The sequence below is a fragment of the Acinetobacter schindleri genome, assembly GCF_010918895.1.
In the GTDB taxonomy this organism is placed as follows: domain Bacteria; phylum Pseudomonadota; class Gammaproteobacteria; order Pseudomonadales; family Moraxellaceae; genus Acinetobacter; species Acinetobacter schindleri.
In genome coordinates this window covers 183,539-199,747 of sequence record NZ_CP044483.1, presented here as the reverse complement: position 1 = coordinate 199,747, position 16,209 = coordinate 183,539, and the positions used below count along the sequence as shown (strand labels likewise).

The 16,209-nt window shown below is 44.9% G+C and carries 14 protein-coding genes; 7 read left to right on the top strand and 7 right to left on the bottom strand.

Annotated features, from left to right (window positions below; all coding sequences use genetic code 11):
- Window positions 1-58: 58 nt before the first annotated feature.
- The 3 genes from FSC11_RS00920 to FSC11_RS00910 all read right to left on the bottom strand — a co-directional run bounded on the left by FSC11_RS00920 (window position 59) and on the right by FSC11_RS00910 (window position 2,895).
- Complete coding sequence (locus tag FSC11_RS00920; protein WP_004810198.1) at window positions 59-703, bottom strand: trimeric intracellular cation channel family protein; 645 nt, start codon at window positions 701-703, stop codon at window positions 59-61.
- Between the two features lie 61 nt (window positions 704-764).
- Window positions 765-1,241 (bottom strand): YchJ family protein, encoded by a 477-nt coding sequence (locus tag FSC11_RS00915; protein WP_163164617.1) that lies wholly within the window; start codon window positions 1,239-1,241, stop codon window positions 765-767.
- A gap of 73 nt (window positions 1,242-1,314) precedes the next feature.
- The gene (locus FSC11_RS00910; protein WP_163164615.1) at window positions 1,315-2,895 is read right to left on the bottom strand and encodes a TerC family protein; all 1,581 of its coding nucleotides are present in this window, start codon (window positions 2,893-2,895) and stop codon (window positions 1,315-1,317) included.
- A 320-nt stretch (window positions 2,896-3,215) separates the two neighbouring features.
- On the opposite strand from FSC11_RS00910, the gene FSC11_RS00905 reads away from it, so the two are divergent.
- Window positions 3,216-3,833, top strand: a complete 618-nt coding sequence (locus tag FSC11_RS00905; protein ID WP_005223559.1) for an LOG family protein — start codon at window positions 3,216-3,218, stop codon at window positions 3,831-3,833.
- A 56-nt stretch (window positions 3,834-3,889) separates the two neighbouring features.
- On the opposite strand, the gene FSC11_RS00900 is transcribed toward FSC11_RS00905, so the two are convergent.
- A complete protein-coding gene (locus FSC11_RS00900; RefSeq protein WP_163164613.1) occupies window positions 3,890-4,864 on the bottom strand; it encodes a hypothetical protein in 975 nt (324 codons plus the stop codon).
- A 310-nt stretch (window positions 4,865-5,174) separates the two neighbouring features.
- On the opposite strand from FSC11_RS00900, the gene mdtD reads away from it, so the two are divergent.
- The 6 genes from mdtD (at window position 5,175) to FSC11_RS00870 (ending at window position 11,414) form a co-directional block, all read left to right on the top strand.
- Window positions 5,175-6,566 (top strand): multidrug transporter subunit MdtD, encoded by a 1,392-nt coding sequence (gene mdtD, locus FSC11_RS00895; RefSeq protein ID WP_071319748.1) that lies wholly within the window; start codon window positions 5,175-5,177, stop codon window positions 6,564-6,566.
- A 62-nt stretch (window positions 6,567-6,628) separates the two neighbouring features.
- Window positions 6,629-7,402, top strand: coding sequence for a glycoside hydrolase family 25 protein (locus FSC11_RS00890; protein WP_163164611.1), 774 nt, complete (start codon window positions 6,629-6,631; stop codon window positions 7,400-7,402).
- Window positions 7,403-7,445: 43 nt separating this feature from the next.
- Entirely contained in the window at window positions 7,446-8,462 is a 1,017-nt protein-coding gene (locus tag FSC11_RS00885; RefSeq protein ID WP_163164609.1) for an MBL fold metallo-hydrolase, read from the top strand.
- Window positions 8,463-8,480: 18 nt separating this feature from the next.
- Window positions 8,481-9,536, top strand: a complete 1,056-nt coding sequence (gene dinB, locus FSC11_RS00880; RefSeq protein ID WP_163164607.1) for a DNA polymerase IV — start codon at window positions 8,481-8,483, stop codon at window positions 9,534-9,536.
- Window positions 9,537-9,757: 221 nt separating this feature from the next.
- Window positions 9,758-11,053, top strand: coding sequence for a shikimate transporter (gene shiA / locus FSC11_RS00875; protein ID WP_004810221.1), 1,296 nt, complete (start codon window positions 9,758-9,760; stop codon window positions 11,051-11,053).
- 4 nt (window positions 11,054-11,057) lie between these two features.
- Entirely contained in the window at window positions 11,058-11,414 is a 357-nt protein-coding gene (locus tag FSC11_RS00870; RefSeq protein ID WP_004896434.1) for a RidA family protein, read from the top strand.
- Between the two features lie 70 nt (window positions 11,415-11,484).
- Here FSC11_RS00870 and FSC11_RS00865 read toward each other — a convergent pair whose 3' ends face one another.
- The 3 genes from FSC11_RS00865 to FSC11_RS00855 form a co-directional block, all read right to left on the bottom strand.
- Window positions 11,485-12,033: a DUF2726 domain-containing protein gene (locus tag FSC11_RS00865; RefSeq protein ID WP_005223571.1), complete on the bottom strand. Its 549-nt coding sequence runs from the start codon at window positions 12,031-12,033 to the stop codon at window positions 11,485-11,487.
- 396 nt (window positions 12,034-12,429) lie between these two features.
- Entirely contained in the window at window positions 12,430-14,826 is a 2,397-nt protein-coding gene (locus FSC11_RS00860; RefSeq protein WP_163164605.1) for a YgiQ family radical SAM protein, read from the bottom strand.
- 143 nt (window positions 14,827-14,969) lie between these two features.
- Entirely contained in the window at window positions 14,970-16,184 is a 1,215-nt protein-coding gene (locus tag FSC11_RS00855; RefSeq protein ID WP_163164603.1) for an MFS transporter, read from the bottom strand.
- Between the last annotated feature and the right edge of the window lie 25 nt (window positions 16,185-16,209).

Sequence of the window (16,209 nt, the reverse complement as noted above, 5' to 3'; positions counted from 1 at the left end):
TACTACGATTGAATACAGAAACGAGGCTATTTTGCCTCGCTCATTTGAAAATCGTGTTTTATGATTCATCCTTAGATGAGGCGGATTGTTCATCATCATCTTTATAGATAAATTTCGGCATTTCCAGGCCAAAGTAAATGGCGATCAGGCGCAGGGTAAAACCGAAGATCAAGGTAGAAATGATGGTCAGCTCAAGCGACAGACCTGCGTGGCTACACAGCCAGTAGAAGATTACCGCAACGAAGGAAATACTGGCATACAGTTCACGACGGAACACCAGCGGCACATCATTACACAGAATGTCACGCAGAATACCGCCGGAGACACCCGTCAGGACACCAGCTACGGCGCTGACCACAAAGCCATGTCCCATTTCTAATGCGATCTGGCAACCGATGATGGTAAAACCGATGAGCCCCAAAGCATCCAGTACCAGGAAGATGTTACGTAAATGACGCATCCATTTGGCGATCAGAATGGTGACAAAAGCCGCACAGCAGGTCAGCACCAGATATTCAGGATGCTTGACCCAGGTCAATGGATAGTGACCAAGCAGCACATCGCGAACCGAGCCACCTCCCAGTGCCGTAACACAGGCAATGATCACGACCCCAAACCAGTCCATGCTGCGCCGTCCAGCGGATAAAGCACCGGTCATCGCTTCTGCGGTAATGGCAATAATATAGATTACGGTCAACAACATCGCCCTGCTTCCACCTGAGGCTTTGAGATGGCGGCTATTCTAAGGCAAATCTATGTGAAAGTTACAAAAATTGCGCACAACATAGCTTAAATTTTTTCCCTGAACCGCAAATGCAGGCTTGCTTCATTGTAAATTGTTGATCTGTGGTCGGATCGAGAAAATACCAGCAGCCTTCTACTTTGACGAAATGGGACGCTTCATGATGAATTTGTGCCTGTGTGCCATCATGAAAATGTGCCTTGAACTCGACCAGTGCATGACATTTATCCAGTTTTTCATTGGCTTGTACGATTTCCAGTTTCAGCCATTGATTCACCCTGCTCCACTCGGCAATAGCTGGCATATCTAAAAACCTTTGCTGTCCCAATGCGGTCGTCTGCTGGATATAGTTAATTTCCTGTTTGGCAAAGGCACTATAACGTGAACGCATCAACTGTTCGGCTGTCTGTGCAGTTCGCTTGCCTTGATGCAGTGGCTGACAACAGCTTTCATAAATGCCCAGTCCACATGGACATGCTTCTGAGAGGATAAGTTCCAAAAATGAATTCCAAAAAAATAGCCCGACGATGCGGGCTATTTTAGCAAAATTCAGCGCATGCCTGAGGCAGAACTCAATTCTTGTTTTGTTCTTGCGGAATAATATGGACTTTTTCGATCTTATGACCATCCATTGTCACGACTTCAAAGATATGACCATCGGCTTCGAACTTCTCACCATTTTCAGGCAGACGGCCAAGGTGGAATAAAATATAGCCCGACAGCGTCGAATATTCTTCTGATTCATCCACCAGATCACGGCCAATCAGCAAGGATACATGACGAATATCGGTTGAACCTTCCAGCAACAGACTACCGTCATGCAGACTTTCAGCTGCAGTTTCCATTTCATCTTCATCCGGGAATTCACCGGCAATGGCTTCAAGCACATCAATCGGTGTTGCAATCCCTTCGATCGAACCATACTCGTTCAGGACAATCGCCATTTGTAGCGGCGCCTGACGCAACTGGTCCATCACCATCAGTACCTGAGCATTTTCATGCACAATTACCGGTTCACGTAGATGTTTTTCGAAATCAAGTACACCCGTTTCGATGTATTCGTTTAAAACTTTATGCGTCAGGACTACACCAGCAATATTGTCCAGCTCACTATGTGCCACGATCAGACGTGAATGACTCATCTGCAACAGCTGAGCCTTAATGATAGCTTCATCTTCATCCAGATCAATCCATTCCAGTTCAGGACGCGGGGTCATCACCGACTTCACCGGACGTTCAGACAGGCCGAGTACACCCTGCACCATCACACTGTGATAAACGCCATTTTCATCATCATTAAACACTTCGTCAGCAAAGGCACGCGTTGCCAGTACATCTACCGGCTCAGAAGCAGCATTATCCTGAGCAGGTTTACCACCGAGCATACGCATCACAGCTGAAGCAGTGCGATAACGCAGATCTGTAGTTGTCACCATTTTTTCCTGATTGCGTTTCATGGTCTGGTTAATAAATTCGACAATGACCGAAAAACCAATCGCTGCGTACAGGTAGCCTTTTGGAATATGGAAGCCGAAACCTTCAACCACCAGCGAGAAACCGATCATCATCAGGAAGCCGAGACAAAGGATGACCACAGTAGGATGACGATTCACAAAATCCATCAAGGCCTTGGAAGCCCATAGCATGATGCCAACGGCGATAATCACTGCAATCATCATTACCGACAGGTCTTTGACCATACCCACAGCAGTAATCACACTGTCGAGTGAGAACACGGCATCCAGCACCACGATCTGAACGATCACCATCCAGAACACGGCATGCACCGGATTTTCTTCTTTGACCACTGGCTTGGCTTCAAGGCGCTCATGTAATTCCATGGTGCCCTTAAATAACAGGAATACCCCACCAAACAGCAGAATCAGATCACGTCCGGAAAATGGATGATCAAAAATATAGAAGAACGGTTCAGTCAGCGTGACCACCCAGGCAATAGAAGCCAGCAGGATCAGACGCATGACCAAGGCCAGGGTCAAACCTACAATTCGGGCGGTATTACGTTGTTCTGGCGGCAGTTTTTCAGCAAGAATTGCAATAAAGACCAGGTTATCGATGCCCAGAACAATTTCCAGCACAATCAGAGTCAGCAGACCAATCCAGGCAGAAGGATCTGACATCCATTCGAAAATCATTGCATTCTCTCCTGTAGATCAGTGGAAAGACATGCAATGCTGCTGCGTAGCGCGGAACTATGTCCAATTTTATTTAAACACTTGATATGGTGACGTTTTATCTGGTTAAAGCGCCAACTTCGACTACCCATGTGATTTCTATTGTAGTAAGACAGATTTTCAGTATAGCAAGTTCAAAATGAAATTCACCAGTTTTCATGCTTTGGTTTAAGCTTCCCGACTCTTGACTTCAAGATTTGCAAGAATGATGCATAGAATTGTCATATTTTTAATATATGTTGTAGTAACAAAATTAAAAAATGATAAGGTGAAAGAGAGACATGACTAGCGTAATTAAAATGACTGAACATAAAAACAAATCTCCCCGTACTACCCGCCCGCTCGTTGCCCTATATTGTGGTTCACGTGCTGGCAATAATCCTATTTATCAGGAAAAAGCTATTCAGCTTGTAAAGAGTCTGGCACAGCAAGGTTTTGGTCTGGTCTACGGCGGTGCCAGCATCGGCCTGATGGGTCAGGTCGCTGATGCCATGATTGAACATGGCGGTGAAGCTGTAGGTGTGATTCCCGAGTTTATGCTGGATTATGAAATCGCGCATAGCAAGCTGACTGAACTGCATATTGTGCGGTCCATGCATGAACGCAAAGCGTTAATGGCAGAACGTGCCTGTGCCTTCGTTGCTCTGCCAGGTGGACTAGGTACCTTTGAGGAAATTCTGGAAATTGCGACTTGGGGACAGTTGAACCAGCACCAGAAACCAATGATGCTATACAACGTGAATAACTTTTATGATCCACTCATTGCCCAGCTGGATCATGCCGTGAATGAAGGCTTCCTACCACCCCAGCATCGTGCCAAACTAATTGTCTGCGAACATTCTGCACATATCTTTAATGCCCTGAAAAATCTGGATAGTCCAAAACAGTTTGCAATTTAAATGCTGATCTAAGAATAAAAAAGCGAGCCGAAGCTCGCTTTTTTATTTTTTAACTCTTAAGAAGCCAAGTTAGTCACCAGGTTATAGAACCAAGGTAGTGTTGTCGCCAAAATCACAGACATTGCTAAACCAAACATTAACTTCATTGCATCTTTGCTGACGTTCCGTGAAGTACGGTGTTTGCTCACACCATTGACAATCATCGAGATCGCAAACTCACGACCGGCCAATAGACCCAAGAACACCCATGTGGTACTCATTGGAATGTTGCTCCACTCTTTGAAGATCAACAAGATAATGGCATAGATAAAGTCAACAATGGTTGCTGCACGAACATCAGTTACATCGGTTTTGGTATCGACGATCTTCTGGATTGCACCACCACGTTGGTACAGAATCACACCCAGCAAGACCACGAATACCGCAATCGCAAACATCAGGAATTCAAATGGAACCTGACGTGGCACATACACAAAGATATTGGCTAAGTCTTGGATCAACCATTGGCTCCATAAGAAACCGGTTGATAACCATTGTAAGATCATCCATTTGGTCGAATGCTCTTGGTCTTTAGTTTGGTTAAAATAAACCGTCATTTTGTTGGCAACAAAACGGTAAATCACCAAAGCTGAGATGAAGGCTACAGCATAACCCATCATCGATTTCACCATCATCGAACCTAAGCTCGCTGGAGAGAAAATGGTGAGCACCAAGAATGTAGTACTGACTGGAATACCATATCTGGTTAATAACAAGAGTAGAATTGGCGGTACAATATACAGCCAAGTAATCCCACCCTCAGGGAATGGAATCGTTTCGAGACGGCCATAAGAGGCATCTCCTACCCCTGATGCATACCAGCCATAGACCAGAACCACCACAAGGATGACGCTGATATAAATCCACAGCAGCCACCAAGGTCGATGTGAATTTGATGAGATAAAGGTTCCCAATGTCTGAGGCACATCATTGCCGACAATGGAGTAGGCTGCTAGACAGAAGCCGATAACCATCAAGATTTCGATAGACATAAAACATACCTGCTGAGGGAGATCAGCATTACTGTAAGATGTGGCCAAGATTATGACGTTTTTATTGCAGTTTCATGACAGAAACGTCATATATTCTTGTAACACTAGCCAGTTTCAAGACATTTATTACCTTTCAGCAAGCAGTTGCTATTTCTGCTAAATCCCATTTATCCAACTGATATCAATCAGTTTTCATAGTTCTATTTCATGTCATAAATACCAGAATAAGACACTGATTTAGTACAACGGATGGGGTGAATTGATTTAAACTGAGCTCACATTCAAAATTATATGACTTTCTAAATATCACATGAATGCCACGCCCACCCATCAAGCACTGCAACCCGAATTTAGACTGCTGGTCTTATTGGTATCGATCGGCTTTTTCATGCAAGGTCTGGATACCACAATTATCAATACTGCCCTGCCAGCGATTGCTCTTAGCCTGCAGGAAGATCCGTTGCGGATGCATAGTGTGGTGGTGGCTTATGTGCTTTCGGTTGCAGTCTGTATTCCCTTAAGTGGCTGGCTGGCAGATCGTTTTGGTGTACGTAATACCTATTTTAGCGCCATCATTATTTTTACGCTTGCATCAATAGGTTGTGCTGTCTCAAACAGCCTGAATGAACTCCTGCTCTATCGGGTTTTGCAAGGTATTGGTGGTGCTTTGCTGTTACCAGTCGGCCGTCTGGCAATGCTGAAGATCATTCCGCGCACCCAGTTTCTGGCTGCGATGAGCCTGATGAGCTTAGCCGGCCTGATTGGTCCGCTGATTGGCCCGACGCTAGGTGGCTGGATGGTAGAATACCTGTCCTGGCAATGGGTATTCCTGATTAACCTGCCGATTGGCCTGCTTGGCACCCTGATTACCTTCAAAGCCATGCCGAATGTTACTGAACCGGATGTGGCGAAGTTTGACTATGCCGGTTTTGTTATGCTGGTGGTGGCGATGGTCGGGCTATGTCTGGGCATTGAGAACTTTGCCAATCCGCAATATCCATTGTGGTGGAGTCTCAGCTTAGTTGCAGCTGGGTTCCTGTTTTCGCTGATCTATGCCTATCATTCACATACCCATAGCAATGCCCTGTTCCGCAGTAAGCTGTTTAAAAACCGGATTTATTCTATTGGGATTCTGGGCAATTTCTTTGCCCGTCTTGGCGGTAACTCAATTCCTTTCCTGTTACCGCTGATGTTGCAGGTCGCTTTTGGTTTTGAACCCTTTATTACCGGCTTGCTGATGATTCCAACCGTATTAGGCTCGTTGGCTTCCAAACCCATTATTCGCAAGATCATTCAGCACTTTGGCTATCGCCAGGTGTTACTGGTAAATACTTTGCTGGTGGGGCTATGTATTGCCAGCTTTGCCCTGACTACGGCGGATACACCGATCTGGCTACGTGCGATTCATTTCTTTATTTTTGGTATCCTGAACTCACTGCAGTTTGTTTCCATGAATACTTTAACCCTAAAAGACTTAAGTCAGCAGGATGCCAGCAGTGGCAACAGTTTTCTGTCCATGATCATGATGCTATCGATGAGTATCGGGGTTGCACTGGCAGGTACGCTGGTAAATATGTTTAGTGCCTACTTTGGAGCTGAGCAGCTGGATAATGCATTCCATCTCGCCCTGATCTGTCTGGGCTGTTTGAATATTATTGCCGCCTATATTTTCTGGCATATTCCTAAGAATACGCCAGTATGATCATCATCCCGATACAAGACAAATCGGTATAAGCTAGATAGAGTCAAATTTTGAAGAACGTGATGAAAAAGCCAGCCAAGCATTATCCACCTCTTTGGGCAGCAATCATGAGTGTCATTCTGCTGCTTGCTGTGGTCTGTGCAATCTGGTGGCTATTGCTGAAACCGCTACCTGCCAACGCTTCCGAATATGACATTCATGGTTTTGATGTTTCGCATCATCAAAAAGAGATTAACTGGCAGCAGATTCCCAAAGATAAATACCGCTTTGTTTATTTAAAATCAACCGAAGGCGGTGACTTTAAGGACAGCAAATTTCAGGAAAACTGGTTTAAGGCCCGCGAACAGGGTTTGCTGGTCGGTGCCTATCATTTTTATCGCCTCTGTCGGGAGGGTAAGATTCAAGCGCAGAATTTTATCGAAACCGTACCGAATAAAGCGGATGCCTTACCTCCGGTAATCGATCTTGAATATGACAGTAACTGTATCAATACCTATTCCAAGGAACAGTTGCTTAAAGAAATTCAAGTCATGCACGACCTGCTCAAGCAGCACTATGGCAAGCAGCCGATGTTCTACACTTCCAAGGCTTTTTACAATATTGTGCTGGCAGGACAGTTTGCTGAAGTACCGCTGTGGATTCGTGAATACAAAGGTTTGCCTGAACTCAAAGACAATCCAAAATGGCATTTCTGGCAGCATACCAGCCAAGGTCAGATTGAAGGGATTCCAACCACTGTCGACCTGAATGTATTTTATGGTTCAGAAAAGGACTGGTTAAAGTTCCTGAAGGAAAATGGAATCGAGAATGCACCTGAACAAAAGTTGACAAAATAATTCTACAATCGGAATGTAATAAAAAATAAAAGGATCAATAGCTGTGAAGCTAGGCAAAATGATTTTGGCTACGATTCTAATAATTGTTGTCATCCTTGGGGGAATGGGTACTTATTTACTACAACCTTCAGGTCAACTGAGTGAATTTGACGCGTGGCAAGCCAAATCAAATACATCAGCAGAAGGCTTAAATGTCCGCTTCTTTGGTGTTTCTACCCTGCTGTTTGATGATGGTCAGGATCAGATTCTGATTGATGGTTTCTTTAGCCGTCCCAGCCTTTGGCAGGTCATCAGTTCCGAAGTCTCCAGCGATTCTTCGCTACTTCAGAAGATTATTCAGGATCATCAGCTGAACCGGACACGGGCGATTTTAGTCACCCATAGCCATTATGATCATGCCCTGGATATTCCTGCACTTGCGGCCTTGCTACCACGTGCCCAGATTATCGGATCGAATAGCACCCTGAATATTGCACGAAGTTTTCCTGATGTAAAAACATCACAGCTACGGCGTACTGTATCAGGGCAATCGTTCCAATCTGGACAGTTTAAAGTCACTCCACTTGCTTCCGCACATACGCCTCCAACGCCCGTAAATGATGATCTCGGTGAAGAAATTACAGCACCACTGAAACTGCCTGCCAAGTTTTCCGAATTTAAAGAAGGCGGCAGTTTTGACTATCTGATTGAACATGACAGACAACGAATTCTGGTTAAAGCCAGCACAGGGTTTATTCCGGGACAGTTCAAGAATGTTCAGGCCGATATTTTATTTTTAGGCATAGCCCAGCTATCGCGACAGCCTGACGATTATCAGAAATCTTATCTGCAACAAACGCTGGCAACGGTAAAACCCAAGATTGTCATTCCAATTCACTGGGATGATTTCTTTCAGCCGCTAGATCAACCCTTACAATTTTTACCACGCTTTGCCGATAATGCTCCCGAGAGTATGCGAATTCTGATCAAAGCGGCTGAAGCGCAACAGATTCAGGTTGTGCTACTGAGTAATAGTCAACCCTATAATCTTTTGAAATCAGCATCTTCCCAAGTGCCTTAAAGCCTTTTAAGATGGCATATGCGCAAAATTATCCATATCGATATGGACGCCTTCTACGCCTCGGTAGAACTGCGTGAACGTCCGGAACTAAAACATTTGCCTGTGGTGATCGCGTCGCATCATCCACGGGCTGTGGTTGCGGCTGCCTCGTATCCAGCTCGGGAATTTGGTGTGCATTCTGCCATGCCAATGAGTCAGGCACGCAAACGTTGTCCACAGCTGATTGTGATTGAACCTGATTTTCAGAAATACCGTGAGGTTTCCTCACAGATCCATCAGATTTTTCAAAAATATACACCTGTCATTGAGCCGCTGTCACTGGATGAAGCCTATCTGGATGTGACTGATAATCTGCTGCAAATCCCCAGTGCGACAGAAGTCGCGATGCGTATCCGTGAAGACATTTTCCAGCTGACTAGACTTACCGCTTCTGCAGGTGTTGCACCAAATAAATTCCTGGCCAAAGTTGCTTCAGACTGGCACAAACCGAATGGTATTTGTGTGATCAAGCCTTCACAAGTACAGGCCTTTATTCAGGATTTACCGCTTAAGAAAATTCCCGGGGTCGGCAAGGTTACGCAGGAAAAATTGAAAAGTCTCAATTTGGAAACTCTGGGTGATTTGCAACAGATGGATGAAGCTGTCCTGATTCAGCATTTTGGCAAATACGGCAAGCGGCTGTATCTCTATGCGCAAGGCATCGATGAACGCCCGGTCGAAACTGAACGTGAACGCCAGCAGATTTCCAAGGAAACCACCTTTGGTGATGACCTGCTACTTAGCCAGTGCAGCCCTTACTGGGATCAACTGATTCAGCAGGTCTGGAACAGTCTGGAAAAGAAACAGCTGACTGCACGTGGCATTACCTTGAAACTCAGGCTAAAAAATTTCCAGATCATTCAACATAGCCGTAGCTTCCGTTCCGTGCTTAAAAATCCGCTAGAGCTACATCAGGCGTTACAGTTCTTGCTGCAGGATATGCATCTGGATCCAGCCCTGCAATTTCGCCTGATTGGTGTTGGGGTGTATCAGCTGTCACCTCGCCAGCAAGAAGCACAACTATCCCTGCTTTAAAGTAAACTGAGCAAGAAGTAGTCATTAGTTTAAAAAGCCAACAAGTTTATTTTTACCATTGTGTGTTTTTAGAGTAATCTATCCGCGCAATGCATTATCCATGTATATGCTGAGATGCTGAAAATCACCTTTACTTTCAGCATGCTGTCCTGTGATTGGCGTGACGATCAAATCCGAATATTACAGGGCAACTCTGTTGTCCCCATGGAATCCTATCCTGCATGTCTTCTGCAAATTCAATTTCTTTTCAAGAACAACGCGCGCGAAAAGCAGCGCTTTCCAGTTTTATTGGTGCTGTTGTCGACTGGTACGATTTTCTTCTTTACGGCATTGTCGCAGCCCTGATTTTTAAAGATCAATTTTTTCCCAGTATTGGCAACAATATGGGCACATTAGCCGCCTTGGCAACCTTTGGTGTTGGCTTTCTGTTTCGTCCACTTGGTGGTGTGGTGTTTGGTCACTTCGGTGACAAACTTGGCCGTAAAAAAATGCTGGTACTCACTGTCATCCTCATGGGGATTTCTACTGTCGGGATTGGCCTGTTGCCGAATTTCGAAGCCATTGGCTGGTGGGCACCGGTATTATTGGTGACTTTACGTGCCATTCAAGGCTTTGCGGTTGGTGGTGAATGGGGCGGTGCTGCCCTGATGGCAGTGGAAAATGCGCCAAAAGGCAAAAAGGCTTTTTATAGTAGTGGTGTTCAGGTTGGTTATGGTGTCGGTCTGGTGCTGGCGACCGGTGCAGTGTCATTAATCATTGCCACTTTAGGGGAAGAGGCATTTTCGGACTGGGCATGGCGTATTCCATTTATTGCCAGTATTGTGCTGATCGGCATTGCCATGTGGATTCGGCGTGATCAGGAGGAGTCACAAGAATTTGTCGAAAAAGTGGTTAAAGCCAAGCAACATCCAACCAAACTGCCAATTTTTCAGGCGATCAGCAAGCATCCTAAAGCATTCCTGTACATTATTGCCCTGCGTATGACCGAGCTGCTCACCATGTATCTGGTGACCAATTTTGCACTGAATTATTCCACCAATAATCTGGGCATGGACAAGCAATTCTTCCTGAATATCACCCTGATGGTCGGTGCGATTAGTTGTGTCAGTATTCCGTTCTTTGCCTGGATCTCAGACAAAATTAACCATAAAACCATGTGTGTTTGGGGCGGTTTAATCGGTGCCTTGTCGGCTTTCCCGTTCTTTATGGCGCTGGATGCTCAAAATACCTGGATGATTATTGTTGGCTCAATTCTACTGGCCAATATCGCGCATGACATGGTAGTGAGTGTGCATCAACCCATCTTTACCTCACTGTTTGGTACCGAGTATCGTTATAGTGGCGCCGGTGTGGGTTATCAGGTGGCGAGTATTATTGGTGGTGGTTTTACCCCAATGATTGCGGCTTCCTTAGTGATTTGGGGGGATGGTTCATGGCATTATGTAGCCATCTATCTTGCTGTGGGCTGTCTACTAACTGCATTGGTTGCTGCCCTGATGCCAAAAACCCAGGATTAAACTCATGACTATTCAACGTTTGCATGTGTCTCAACGCTTCTCTGAAATCGCGATTTCAGGCAATCTCGTTCATCTGGCAGGTCAACTGGCCAGTGATTTTGATCTGGATATTAAAGGTCAGACACAGCAAACTTTGGACATTATTGATCAGTTTCTCGCAGATGCGGGAACAGATAAGAGCCACATCATGTCAGTTACCATTTATCTCAAAGATATTGAGCGTGACTATGCAGCTTTTAATGAAGTGTGGGATGCATGGGTAGCTGATATTCAAGCCCTGCCGCGGACCTGTGTAGAAGCCAAGTTGTATGATCCACGGGTATTGGTCGAACTGACCGTCGTCGCAGTAAAACCGGAATAATGCCGATAGAACTTATCTTCCAATAAAAAAGCATGCGATCTGCATGCTTTTTTTATTTGTGCCAGCTGTATTAACTCACTGTCTTTACTTTAGGCCGCTCCAGAGCGGAGTAAAGTGGAAACTTCTTTAGTGTAGTCAGGTTATTCGGATTGACTAGACTGTCCTCCTCACCCTGTTCATTCAGGAAGTCACGACGCAGGTGATGATATTCCGGAATATCTTCATAACGGATTACCCGATAGCCTGCCATAGTCAGCAAGGCATCCTGATACTGGGATTGTTGTGGGCGTTTCAAAATCATCGGATCGTCCACGGCCACGATGGCAACGACCAGATGATCCTGATCTAGAACCACAAAGTCCGCGACCAGATTGCGATATTTGTTACGGGTACGAAAAAATTTGGTGGTCAACAGCGCATCATAGGAGACATGGGCCAAAATAATGTTCTCTGGCAGAATTTCCTTTAGACGGGTGTAAGTCAACTGTTGATTCAGGTTAAAAATGGCGCGCTGCTTCAACACACTATCTTGCTGTTTGCCGCTGTTCCGTACTCTCTTATATGCCATCAGGATGGTGCACAAGAGCAGAAAACTGCCAATTATGATATAGGTGGCCATGCGTTAGTCCTTTTTGCATTCTTATAATCGTTTTTGTTTTATTGTTGTCAGTATAGATCGATTTTCATCCGAAAATCACGGTACAACCAATTTGCTTAGATACTGCAACATCCGGTATCAAAACTTATATAAGGGCATTACATTTCGGGAGATTAAAAAATTCCGTGTACTGGAAATGTAATGTGTTCCTTACTCACTCTCACTCTAAATCAGCCACTCAAATTTAAGCAAGAGCATTTTCCTCTTTTTGTCTTACAATTCCGATAAAGTGTAATTTTTAAACAGTTTTTTCTAATAAATATCTTAATTTAATTATTGTTTAATTGAGATCTGACTTCTTTTAATAAAAAATCAGAGAAAAATAAAAAAGACACCGAAGTGTCTTTTTTAAGTGATTTAGGCACGACTTTTTGGTTTGGCTTTGCCTTTAGCTTTAGAACCGCCAAAAGGCTTTTTCGCATCACCGGTTTCGCGTGGTGGCAGACCTGTGTGCTGGGTCAAGATCTGCCCTTTCTTCGGGCGATTGTTCTGTCCTTGGCTTTGACCTTGTCCACGATTGCCTGCCTGACCGGTACGTTTCTGTGAATCGCCTGCAACAGTCGAGTTCTTCTTACGTGCTGACTGATACTGGCCATCCACACCTGCAGGCTGATAGGTCGGAATCAGATGCTGTTTCGAATTACCAATCAGGTCCTGACGGCCCATTTCGCGCAAGGCATCACGCAGTAAAGGCCAGTTGTTTGGATCATGGTAACGCAAGAAAGCTTTATGCAGACGACGACGCTTCTCACCTTTCACAATGTCGACATTTTCAGTGTAACGCGCCACTTTCGCCAGCGGGTTTTTACCGGTGTAGTACATGGTGGTTGCAGTCGCCATTGGTGACGGATAGAAGGTCTGTACCTGATCAGCACGGAAACCATTCTTCTTCAACCAAATTGCAAGGTTCATCATGTCGTAATCGGTGGTGCCCGGATGCGCCGCAATGAAGTAAGGAATCAAGTACTGTTCCTTGCCTGCTTCCTTACTATAACGATCAAACATTTGCTTAAAGCGGTCATAAGTCCCAATGCCCGGCTTCATCATTTTATTGAGCGGACCTTTTTCGGTATGTTCTGGCGCAATCTTGAGGTAACCACCCACGTGATGCGTCACGAGTTCTTTCACATATTCTGGGTTTAAGACCGCAAGGTCATAACGCAGACCTGAACCGATCAGAATCTTTTTAATGCCCGGTAGAGCACGTGCCTTACGATACAACTGCGTCAGTGGCGCATGGTCAGTATGTAAGTTTTGACATACTCCCGGGAAGACACACGATGGCTTACGACAGTTCTTTTCGATCTCAGGATCTTTACAAGCCAAACGGTACATGTTGGCTGTTGGACCACCCAAATCCGAAATGATGCCAGTAAAGCCTGGCGCGGTATCACGAATTTTTTCCACTTCACGCAGAATCGATTCTTCCGAACGGTTCTGAATAATACGACCTTCATGCTCTGTGATTGAACAGAAGGTACAACCACCAAAGCAGCCGCGCATGATGTTTACCGAGAATTTGATCATGTCAAACGCTGGGAAACGTGCATTACCGTATGATGGATGTGGCAGACGCGCATAAGGCAGGTCAAACACGTAGTCCATCTCTTCCGTAGTCAACGGAATTGGCGGTGGATTTAACCATACGTCACGTTCACCATGCTTTTGAACCATAGCACGCGCATTACCTGGATTGGTTTCCAGATGCAAAATACGGTTAGCATGTGCATAAAGCACCGGATCATTCACCACTTCTTCAAAAGCAGGCAAACGAATCACAGCCAATTCACGCGGCGGTAATTTATGTTTAATCGCTTTCGATGCCGATTGTAACTGCACGATTTGTGTATTTTCGTCCAAATTGTCGCCTTCACGTACAATTGGATTGGCTACATGTTCTTTTTGGAAACCCTGGTACTGGCTCGAGTCCTTCCCTTGTTCAATCTCACAACCTTCAATATCTTCAGTCATGACATAAGGGTTAATAATTGGATCGACACGGCCAATCGCATCGACATCATTCGATGCGATTTCAACAAATTTGGCTTTCGATGGGCGATTGTGTTTATTCACAATAAACGCTGTACCACGAACATCAGTAATATCTTGGATTTTTTCACCACGCGCCAAACGGTGCATGATTTCAGTAATTGAACGCTCACCATTACCATACATCAAAAGATCGGCTTTAGAGTCCATCAATACAGAACGGCGGACTTTATCTGACCAGTAATCATAGTGTGCAATACGTCGTAGTGATGCTTCGATACCACCTAAGAGCACCGGTACATCTGGATAAGCTTCACGCACACGCTGGCAATACACGGTTGCCGCCCGGTCTGGGCGTTTGTTTGGCTGATTGTCTGGTGAATAGGCATCATCTGAACGAATCTTGCGATCTGCCGTATAACGGTTGATCATCGAGTCCATGTTACCTGCTGTCACACCCCATGCAATGTTTGGTTTACCCAATACACGGAAGGCTTCAACATTGGTCCAGTCTGGCTGCGCAATAATCCCGACACGGAAGCCTTGCGCTTCTAGGGTACGGCCAATAATGCCTGAACAGAATGAAGGATGATCAATATAGGCATCGCCACAGACTAAAATAAAGTCACAACTGTCCCAGCCGAGTTGATCCATCTCCTCGCGTGACATCGGCAAAAATGGCGCAGGTTCAAAACACGACGCCCAATATTTGTCGTAATCAAACAACGCTGTAGGCGCTGTCTGCATGGTATAAGCAGTAGACATGGCTAGCAATTCTCGGCTGGCAGATGGAAGATCAAAAAATAGATCAAAGATGAAAGCCGAGCATTTTAGCATGAATTCAGCTGAGGTTGCTTGATTATAATTTATACAATACTGGCTTTAAGACCTTAATCGGGAATATATACTCATTTTATTTCTAGCTTGCTTATTTTAAGTTTTAACTGTTGAGCTATCAATAAACCGATTACCAAAATAATGCCGATGAACAAACTGAGGCCGAACCATCCTGCCTTTTCCCAGACCAGACCACTCGAGCTACCGAGCACACTGGACCCAAGATAATAGCAGAATAAATAGAGTGATGATCCTACAGCACGATACTGTAAAGATTGCACAGATACCCAACTGCTGGCCGTGGAATGTGCAGCAAAAAATGCAAAGGTAAAAATGAGCAGACCAATAAAAACAAGCACCAAGCTGTTGACTAGCATCAACACTAATCCTAGCAGCATGCTGGCAAGCATGGCCACCAATACCTGGAAACGTCCAAATTTCTGGCTCCATGCCGCCGCACGAGGCGAACTATAAATTCCTGCCAGATAGGTAATAGAAATCACGCCAATCCAGACATGCGACAGCTTAAAAGGTGACTGAATCAGGCGATAGCTGAGATAATTAAAGACTGAAACAAAACAGCCCATCAGGATGAAACCTTGCAAGAACAAGATTCGCAGTTTGGGATCACTCAGATTATGCTGAAATGCAGTAAGGAAGCGGCTTAATTTAATAGGATAAGCTTGAAAATTCCTGGATTTAGGCAACAAAAAATAGAAGATTGTCGCAATACAGAGGTTAATTAGTCCAATGATTAAAGTCGCTGATTGCCAGGAAATAAAGTCTACCAATACCCCAGCAATCAAACGGCCACTCATACCACCAATCGCAGTTCCAGAAATATAGAGTCCCATGGCCAAACCGATATCTTTCGCGGCCACCTCTTCCCCAATATAGGTCATCGCCACTGCGGCCACGCCACTCACGGTTAAACCAATTAATATTCGGGTAGCCAGAAATACTGACCAAACTGGCAATACAGCACTCAGTAACAACAATACTGAAACTGAAAATAAAGACCAGACCATAATCGGCTTGCGGCCAAAACGGTCCGAGATTAGTCCAGTAAAAATAAGACCAACAGCTAATGCAATGGTAGAAAATGAAAGTGGAAAACTGCTTTGCGTAGGAGAGATATGAAAATAGTCTGCCAGAATCGGCATCATCGGCTGAACACAATACAATGAAGAAAAAATTGCAAATCCAGCCAGAAACAAGGAAAACAAAACCGCTTTAAAGGCAGAGGACCCATATTCAATATGGCTTGAAGATAAATTTGAGGACATATCCGCTCCAGAAACCTGTTCCAGT

Excerpts from the sequence above, each read along its gene's own strand:
- FSC11_RS00870 (WP_004896434.1), top strand. The coding sequence starts at position 11,058 with ATGACTATTCAACGTTTGCATGTGTCTCAACGCTTCTCTGAAATCGCG.
- FSC11_RS00860 (WP_163164605.1), bottom strand. The coding sequence starts at position 14,826 with ATGTCTACTGCTTATACCATGCAGACAGCGCCTACAGCGTTGTTTGAT.
- mdtD (WP_071319748.1), top strand. The coding sequence starts at position 5,175 with ATGAATGCCACGCCCACCCATCAAGCACTGCAACCCGAATTTAGACTG.
- FSC11_RS00865 (WP_005223571.1), bottom strand. The coding sequence starts at position 12,033 with ATGGCCACCTATATCATAATTGGCAGTTTTCTGCTCTTGTGCACCATC.
- FSC11_RS00910 (WP_163164615.1), bottom strand. The coding sequence starts at position 2,895 with ATGATTTTCGAATGGATGTCAGATCCTTCTGCCTGGATTGGTCTGCTG.
- dinB (WP_163164607.1), top strand. The coding sequence starts at position 8,481 with ATGCGCAAAATTATCCATATCGATATGGACGCCTTCTACGCCTCGGTA.
- FSC11_RS00855 (WP_163164603.1), bottom strand. The coding sequence starts at position 16,184 with ATGTCCTCAAATTTATCTTCAAGCCATATTGAATATGGGTCCTCTGCC.
- shiA (WP_004810221.1), top strand. The coding sequence starts at position 9,758 with ATGTCTTCTGCAAATTCAATTTCTTTTCAAGAACAACGCGCGCGAAAA.
- FSC11_RS00920 (WP_004810198.1), bottom strand. The coding sequence starts at position 703 with ATGTTGTTGACCGTAATCTATATTATTGCCATTACCGCAGAAGCGATG.
- FSC11_RS00900 (WP_163164613.1), bottom strand. The coding sequence starts at position 4,864 with ATGTCTATCGAAATCTTGATGGTTATCGGCTTCTGTCTAGCAGCCTAC.
- FSC11_RS00890 (WP_163164611.1), top strand. The coding sequence starts at position 6,629 with ATGAAAAAGCCAGCCAAGCATTATCCACCTCTTTGGGCAGCAATCATG.
- FSC11_RS00905 (WP_005223559.1), top strand. The coding sequence starts at position 3,216 with ATGACTAGCGTAATTAAAATGACTGAACATAAAAACAAATCTCCCCGT.